The sequence below is a fragment of the Oleiphilus sp. HI0079 genome (genome assembly GCF_001635105.1).
Genome location: NZ_LWFT01001032.1, coordinates 1 through 557, shown reverse-complemented (window position 1 = coordinate 557; position 557 = coordinate 1). Strand labels below are relative to the sequence as shown.

1 protein-coding gene is annotated in these 557 nt (G+C 48.7%); it reads left to right on the top strand.

Annotated elements, in window-relative coordinates; translation table 11 throughout:
* Window positions 1-557 (top strand): flagellar motor protein MotB (locus A3750_RS18630; RefSeq protein WP_304440214.1); only part of this gene is annotated, 557 nt, incomplete at its 3' end.

Below are 557 nucleotides of genomic sequence, written 5' to 3'. Positions count from 1 at the left end.
ATGTCTGAAGAAGAAAAAGAATGCGAAGAGTGTAAACCGGGGTTGCCAGCATGGATGGGAACCTTTGCTGACTTAATGTCGCTATTGATGTGCTTTTTTGTCTTGCTACTTTCTTTTGCTGAAATGGATGTTTTAAAGTTTAAGCGTCTTGCTGGTTCGATGCGCGAAGCGTTTGGCGTGCAAAAGCAGGTTGAGCTGAATCAGGTTCCAACCGGAACCAGCGTCGTTGCTCTGGAGTTTTCGCCGGGCAAGCCGGAGCCGACTCCAATCAAAACGGTGATGCAGCAGACCACAGATCCGAATCAGACCTCTCTTGAGTTAATGTGTGATCAGCCAGTTGAGAAGGCAGCGGGAGATCAATGTGCCGAGGAGCTGAACGAGAGCGAGAAGAGTATGCTGGAGCTTCAGGAATTATTAGTCTCAACGGTCACTGAGGCGAATGAGGAAGCTGAGGATAAGGCCCTGGAGATTGCTGCGCGATTAGAGGATGAGATCTCGGATGAAATAATCGAGATCGAAACGCAGGGGCGTAAAATCGTTATTCGAGTTGAGGAGAA